A 6,899-nucleotide genomic window follows, 5' to 3' on the forward strand; every position below is an offset into this window, starting at 1 on the left:
TCGCAAACCGAAGACGCTAAAACGCGGTACCACTTCGTTTGCAATGACTCTCTGTTGTCATTACCACTTAAATTATCGTTAACGCCGATTTACGGTTTATTTGCACAAACAACTATCCTTCAGGTAGCAGACGTTTAATTTAGCATCACTTCCACCAACCGTGATGTCTCTTTTTTCTAATTAGAAAACGATAACCCTCGAATTGCATTATAGCATAATTAGAGTTTAAATGCCAATCTATAATTAAACTGACTCTGTACTGTACGCTTTCAAACCAGGAACTGTAAACATAACAAGTAAACTAATCATATACATCGCTGAAAGTCCAACCATAATAAAAGTCATTGAACGGTTCTCCATCAACATACCAATAACGACCGGTGAAAAACCACCAACCGCACGCCCAACATTAATAATAACGTTATTAGCAGTTGCACGAATTTCTGGTGGGTACAGATTAGAAATAATCGCACCATACCCCCCAAACATCCCATTTGAGAAAAATCCAACCAATGCCCCAGCTAACAAAAGGGTTCCCATTGAATTGGCCAAGGTCAATCCATAAACCATCACTGCTGATCCAATTAAGAAACTACCGAAGGCCATCCGTGGACCCACTTTATCCAAAATGCTACCGAATACAAACATTCCAACTGACATACCTGTAATTGTCGCAATCATCCAAACTGAAGATCCTGCAACGGTTAGATTTAACTTCTGTTGCATCATCGTTGGTAACCAATTCATCATCCCAAAATACCCAGCAATTTGAACAATTGCCATAATCATCAAAGCGATTGTTGTATAACCAGTTCGACCAACATTAAACATTGCTTTGAGGGATACCTTTGGCTTCGTTTGTTGTTGTTTAAAACGTGGTGATTCTGCCACATGACGCCGTACGAAAATCGTCAAAACCACAGGTAGTAATCCAAACAAGAACAAGGCATGCCAATGATTACCTGGCAACACAATCGCTGCTAAGACGGCAGCAAGCATTGCCCCTAACTGGCCCCCAATTGCGCCAACGGATGCAATTCGACCAACTTGTTTCTTCGGGAAGTTTTCAGCGATTAAGGCCATCGCTATCCCATATTCACCACCAGCACCTAACCCCGTAATAAAACGTAATAGATAGATTAGATAGATATCGTTGGCTAAGGCCATGGCAGCTGTCCCAAATGCGAAGAGTAACACCGTATAATTAAATGTCTTTATACGACCAATTCGATCAGCTAAAATACCAAAAATAACACCACCGGCCAACATCCCTAAATTCGTAACTGATGAGATAAATCCGGCTTGTCCACCGGATAAATGTAAGTCTGCAATCATTGAACTTAACGCAAAAGAGACAAACATCACATCCATGTTTTCCAACATGAATCCTGATGACATTGACCCGACGACCCACTTTTGTTGCTTTGTAAACTTAGTTCTACTCATTTCTCCTCCAATTGTAAAGTCACTGCCTTACATTAATTTCACTGCTATCCACTCTACCGAAACGAGTAAGTTTTTGCAACTTTTTTTCCAAAAAAAGACGATTACAAAAGTAATCGTCTTTTAAATTATTTGGTTTTATTAGCTTTACGCTTTGAGCGTTGTTGTTGTCGATCTTCGACACGCTTCTTGTAACGTGCATCTTTTTCGATTTCACTCTTAATGCGGTGCTTATAACCGGGCTTTACATTTTTCTTCTTCTTTTTAACCATACCAATCATCGTTGGATCAAGTTTCTTGGTTGACTTTGTTCGTTGCGTACGGCGACGACGGTCAGCCACTGGCTTAAGCTCTCCCTTTGACAATGTCATCGGTTCGAATTTAACACCCAAATTTTCAACTTCTGTTACCTTGGCATCTTCATCAGGTGTGTACAAAGTGATGGCGAGTCCTGATGCCCCATTTCGACCAGTACGTCCAACACGATGCACGAAGAATTCCAAATCATTTGGAATACCATCATTAATAACCAATGATACACCTGGAATATCAATTCCACGGGCCGCTAAGTCTGTCGCAACAACGTATTGATAATCCAAATGTTGGATTTTTTGCATCGTACGGCGACGCTCACGGGGTTGAATACCACCATGAATTTCAGCAACCTTAAGGCCACGTTCTTTCAATTGGCGAGCTAACTCACGTGCACGTTCTTTCGTATTAGTGAAAACCAAAGCCATATATGGATTTCCCATTGTTAACAAGTTAAAAATTAACTCGTCCTTGGCTTTTCCCTTCGTATCCATCAACACATTTTGAATTGTTGGTGAAATAACGGTTTCGGCCGGAATTTCTTCGATAACAGGATTATTCAAATACTTTTTCAAGAACGGTTCCAATTTCTGAGGAATCGTTGCTGAGAAAACAAGCATTTGCAAATCTTCAGGCATCGCACCCGCAATTGCATCTACTTCGTTCAAGAATCCCATATCCAAAGTCATATCAGCTTCATCGACAACCAAGGTACGTGCAGTATGAATATTTAGACTACCAGTCTCATACAAATCTTTAATACGTCCAGGCGTTCCAATCACGATTTGTGGTTGACTACTCTTTAGTTGTTGTACTTGGCGATTCTTATCCGTACCACCTACATATAGTCCAATACGTGGTTGTTCCCCTTCGGCAAAATGATCAGCAATTTGCTTGGCTGCTTGATAAATTTGTTGGGCCAATTCTCGAGACGGTGTGGTAATTACCGCTTGAACTTGTTCTTTTTCAAGATCTAAATGTTGAAAAATTGGCAACAAGAATGTATGTGTTTTACCAGACCCCGTTTGTGATTGTCCGACAACCGAACGGCCCTGCATGACCACTGGAATTAAGCGGGCTTGAACTGGTGTTGGTTCATTAAAGTGAATATCATCTAAAGCACGATATATTTCGTCGCGCAAATGATAATCAGTAAATTTAGCCATTTGTGTTCTCCTTTAATAATTGATTTAGCTCATATACAATATCGTTTGCTTCAGCATCAGTTTGTGCCAATGCCCCAGATGCCAATGGATGACCGCCACCGCCATGACGTTTAGCAATGCCATTAATCGGAATTTCGCGTGAACGAAGACGCACACGATAAAATCCCTCATCTTGTTGTTCGAATACAGCCCATGCTTGTGCAGCATCAACTTTACCCATCAACGGTACAATAAATGCGGTTCCATAATCACCTAACTCAAACGAGTCTAAAATTTCATTTGTCAAAATAATATAATTTAATCCAGCATCAGTTAATGTCATATGTTCATAGACGTAACCTGAAACTTTTGCAGCTTCGGGAGAAATTGTATCCATCTTTTGATTGATTTTAGTCCAATCAAAATTAAATTTCATAAGCTCTGCCACAGTCCACATTGTGCTAGCACCCGTTGCATATAAGAAACGTCCAGTATCTCCAACGATTCCTGAATACAAATAAGATGCTCCCGCATTTGACAATGTCAGCTCTTCTTTGAACTCATTGTAAAAACTGAAAATAAGTTCTGATGAAGAAGACACCGTTGTATCAACCCATGAATAATCACCATAAGGTTCGTCATTCGGATGATGATCAATTTTAACTAATGTCTTTCCATACTCATACCGACGATCGTCAACGCGCGGTTCGTTGGCGGTATCCGTTACAATGACTAAGGCATCATCATAAACTGAATCGTCAATTGTATCCATTGCGCCCATCCAACTTAGGCTTGGAACTTCTTTTCCAACCACATAAACTTTTTTAGTAGGATATGTGTTTCGAATGATTTCAGCGAGCCCCATTTGTGATCCAACGGCATCAGGATCTGGACGTTGATGGCGATGAATAATAATTGTATCAGCTGCTTTAATTTGTGCAAATATTTGTGTTTGTGCTGTCATATTTTTTCCTTTGAAATTTCGTTCCTTTTAGTATAACATACCGCGACTTACGACTCGTATAAACTCAAGGCAAGGTTTTCAAATGATACTGGTGAAAGACCGGTTACAGTCAATCCGATTAAGCGGAGTGGTTTGGTGTAACCACCAATTTCTTCTAAAATATCTATTGCGATATTATTGATGACTCCTTCATCATTTTGAATAAAATCGTTTTGTGTCATCCGATGCGTTGTCGTATTAAATTCATCATCCCGCACTTTCAAAACTAATGTTTTTCCATGCATTTTTTGTGTCTGTAAGGCTTTAACTAATTCATGCGCAATAATTTTAAATTCAGCTAAAATATCATCTTCAGAACGAATCGGTGGGTTGAATGTGTGTTCTTTACCAATTGACTTACGTTGGCGTTCATATTCAACAGGTCGATCATCAATGCCTCTAATTCTTTGATATAGCTCAAAACCTTGCTTATTAAATTCATCCATCAACATATCTTGTGACTGCTCATATAAGTCGCGCCCGGTTTCAATATGTAACTCATGCATTTTCTCAGCAGTTTTGACACCAACACCACGAATGTTTTCAATTGGTTGATTATCTAAAAACGCCCGAATATCTTCGACACGAATCACCGTTAACCCAGCTGGTTTATTATGCTCTGAAGCCAATTTCGCCAAAAATTTATTAAATGAAATGCCGACTGAAGATGTTAACTGTAATTTATCATAAATCTCCTGCTGCATTTGATGGGCTAATGTAATCAATGGTTCGGGCCGATCCGTTAAATCCAGATACGCTTCATCAAAAGCTATAGGTTCAATTTTATCGGTATACTCATGAAAAATTTCATGAACTTGCTGTGAAACATGCCTATATTTATCAAAATCTGGATCTAAAAAAATAGCATCAGGCGCTTTTTCTAAAGCTTCCATTGAACTCATCGCGGAATGTACACCTAATTTACGCGCATTATAATTCGCAGTTGCGACAACGCCTTTGCCACCAGACTTACGTGGGTCACGTGCTAGGATAACTTGCTTAGCCTTTAATTCAGGATGATCTCGAATTTCAATTTGGGCATAAAATGCATCCATATCAATATGTAAAATTTTACGATTCGTTTGAAGTTTAAATGGAAATTCTAATAGTGATCCCATTATCAATACCTCCCACATCCGACAATCCATTAAAAAAAGATTCAAAGACCAGGCTTTGAATCTTTCATGTGACGCTTACTTATTATCTTCAGACTTTTCTGAAACAACTGCATCATCGGCCTTAACTGATTCTGCTAATTGTTCAGTTTCAGTTTTTGCTTCAGTTTCTTCAACTACTGATGAAGTTTCGCTAACTTCATCTGTTTGAGCAGCATCTGTCGCAACAGGTGCTTCTTGAGTTTCATCAGGAACAACTGTACGAATTGCGCTCATTTCATATGTTAAAAATGAACCATCGGCATCCAATGAAACAGTCTTACGGTCAGCACTAACTGAGCTCACTTTAGCGTGTAGACCACCAATTGTTACCACTTCAGTTCCTGGCTTAATATTTGATAGCATTGACTTTTGCTTTTCTTGCGCCTTCTTTTGTGGACGAATCATCATAAAGTACATCAATGCAAATAGCACAACAATCATTAAAATAGAAGGATTCATAAATTTATTACCTCGAGTTTTCTCTAAAGGTTGTCTTAGAACAACCTTGCGTTTTCTTTATTATAGCCATAGTTTTCCATTAATTCGGCTCTGAACTCCAACAAGCGATCTTCAGCAATAGCTTCACGCATGTCTTCCATTAGCTTTAGCAAATATCTCAAGTTGTGGACACTGGCAATATTTTGACCAAGTAATTCATTTGACTTAAAGAGATGGTGCAAATAAGCTTTTGTAAAATGCGTTGAACCGTAATCATCTAAATCAGGATCAATCGGTGAAAAGTCATTTTTATATTTTGAATTTGTGATAACTATTCGTCCGTATTTAGTCATTAATGTTCCATTACGACCAATTCGCGTTGGTAGCACACAATCAAACATATCAATTCCACGCATAACACCATCAACTAATGAATCTGGTGCTGCAACACCCATTAGATAACGTGGCTTATTTTCAGGCAACCAAGGCACTGTAAAATCTAAGACACGATTCATTTCTTCCTTTGATTCACCAACTGACAAACCACCAACCGCATAACCTGGTAAGTCCAATGAGACAAGGTCTTCAGCTGACTGCTTTCGCAATTGTTTGAATCCTGCTCCCTGTACGATTCCAAATAATGCTTGATCTTCTGGACGCTTATGTGCTGCAATTGCACGTTCAGCCCAGCGTGACGTACGCTCAACAGAATTTTTTACATAATCATAGCTTTCAAAGTATGGAATCGCCTCATCTAGTTGCATCATCACGTCAGAACCCAAGTTATTTTGGATTCGCATTGCAACTTCCGGTGATAGAAACATTTTTTCACCATTTAAATGATTTCTAAAGGTCACTCCTTCTTCACTAATGCTATTATGATCTGATAATGACCACACTTGGAAACCACCTGAATCAGTTAAAATTGGGCCGTCCCAATCCATAAATTTATGTAGTCCACCAGCTTCAGCGATTAAATCATCGCCTGGTCGTAACCACAAATGATACGTGTTTGATAGAATAAATTGTGAATTGATTTCATGTAATTCACGGGGAGAAACATTTTTAACACTTGCTTGTGTTCCCACGGGCATGAACATTGGTGTCATGACTTCTCCATGGGGTGTTGTTATTTTCCCTAAACGAGCCCCAGTATGTTTTTCAACATGTAAGAGTTCATATTTTACTGCATAATCATCTGTCATGTATCAATTCCTTTCTTGAAAATATAAGCAATTTAATACTCAATACTCTCTAGTATACCAAATTTAACCTATGTTTTGTGTATTTTTGGGATATAAAAAAGGTTACCCCACTAATAAATTAGTAGAGTAACCTTTCAACGATGGACGATACAGGGATCGAACCTGTGACCCCCTGCTTGTAAGGCAGGTGCTCTCC

At 39.0% G+C, this 6,899-nt stretch carries 6 protein-coding genes; all 6 read right to left on the minus strand.

Annotated features, from left to right (window positions below; genetic code table 11):
* Window positions 1-243 precede the first annotated feature (243 nt).
* The 6 genes from IV67_RS00450 to tgt all read right to left on the minus strand — a co-directional run bounded on the left by IV67_RS00450 (window position 244) and on the right by tgt (window position 6,703).
* Window positions 244-1,446 (minus strand): MFS transporter, encoded by a 1,203-nt coding sequence (locus tag IV67_RS00450; RefSeq protein WP_057786042.1) that lies wholly within the window; start codon window positions 1,444-1,446, stop codon window positions 244-246.
* 125 nt (window positions 1,447-1,571) lie between these two features.
* The gene (locus tag IV67_RS00455) at window positions 1,572-2,921 is read right to left on the minus strand and encodes a DEAD/DEAH box helicase (protein ID WP_057786044.1); all 1,350 of its coding nucleotides are present in this window, start codon (window positions 2,919-2,921) and stop codon (window positions 1,572-1,574) included.
* The gene (locus IV67_RS00460) at window positions 2,914-3,864 is read right to left on the minus strand and encodes a DHH family phosphoesterase (RefSeq protein WP_057786046.1); all 951 of its coding nucleotides are present in this window, start codon (window positions 3,862-3,864) and stop codon (window positions 2,914-2,916) included. The genes IV67_RS00455 and IV67_RS00460 overlap by 8 nt, the downstream gene beginning before the upstream one ends.
* 47 nt (window positions 3,865-3,911) lie before the next feature.
* A complete protein-coding gene (gene dinB / locus IV67_RS00465) occupies window positions 3,912-5,024 on the minus strand; it encodes a DNA polymerase IV (RefSeq protein ID WP_474193373.1) in 1,113 nt (370 codons plus the stop codon).
* Window positions 5,025-5,096: 72 nt separating this feature from the next.
* The gene (gene yajC / locus IV67_RS00470) at window positions 5,097-5,519 is read right to left on the minus strand and encodes a preprotein translocase subunit YajC (protein ID WP_083486629.1); all 423 of its coding nucleotides are present in this window, start codon (window positions 5,517-5,519) and stop codon (window positions 5,097-5,099) included.
* Between the two features lie 35 nt (window positions 5,520-5,554).
* Entirely contained in the window at window positions 5,555-6,703 is a 1,149-nt protein-coding gene (gene tgt / locus IV67_RS00475; RefSeq protein WP_057786050.1) for a tRNA guanosine(34) transglycosylase Tgt, read from the minus strand.
* Between the last annotated feature and the right edge of the window lie 196 nt (window positions 6,704-6,899).

Source organism: Weissella minor (assembly GCF_001437425.1).
Classification (GTDB): domain Bacteria; phylum Bacillota; class Bacilli; order Lactobacillales; family Lactobacillaceae; genus Weissella; species Weissella minor.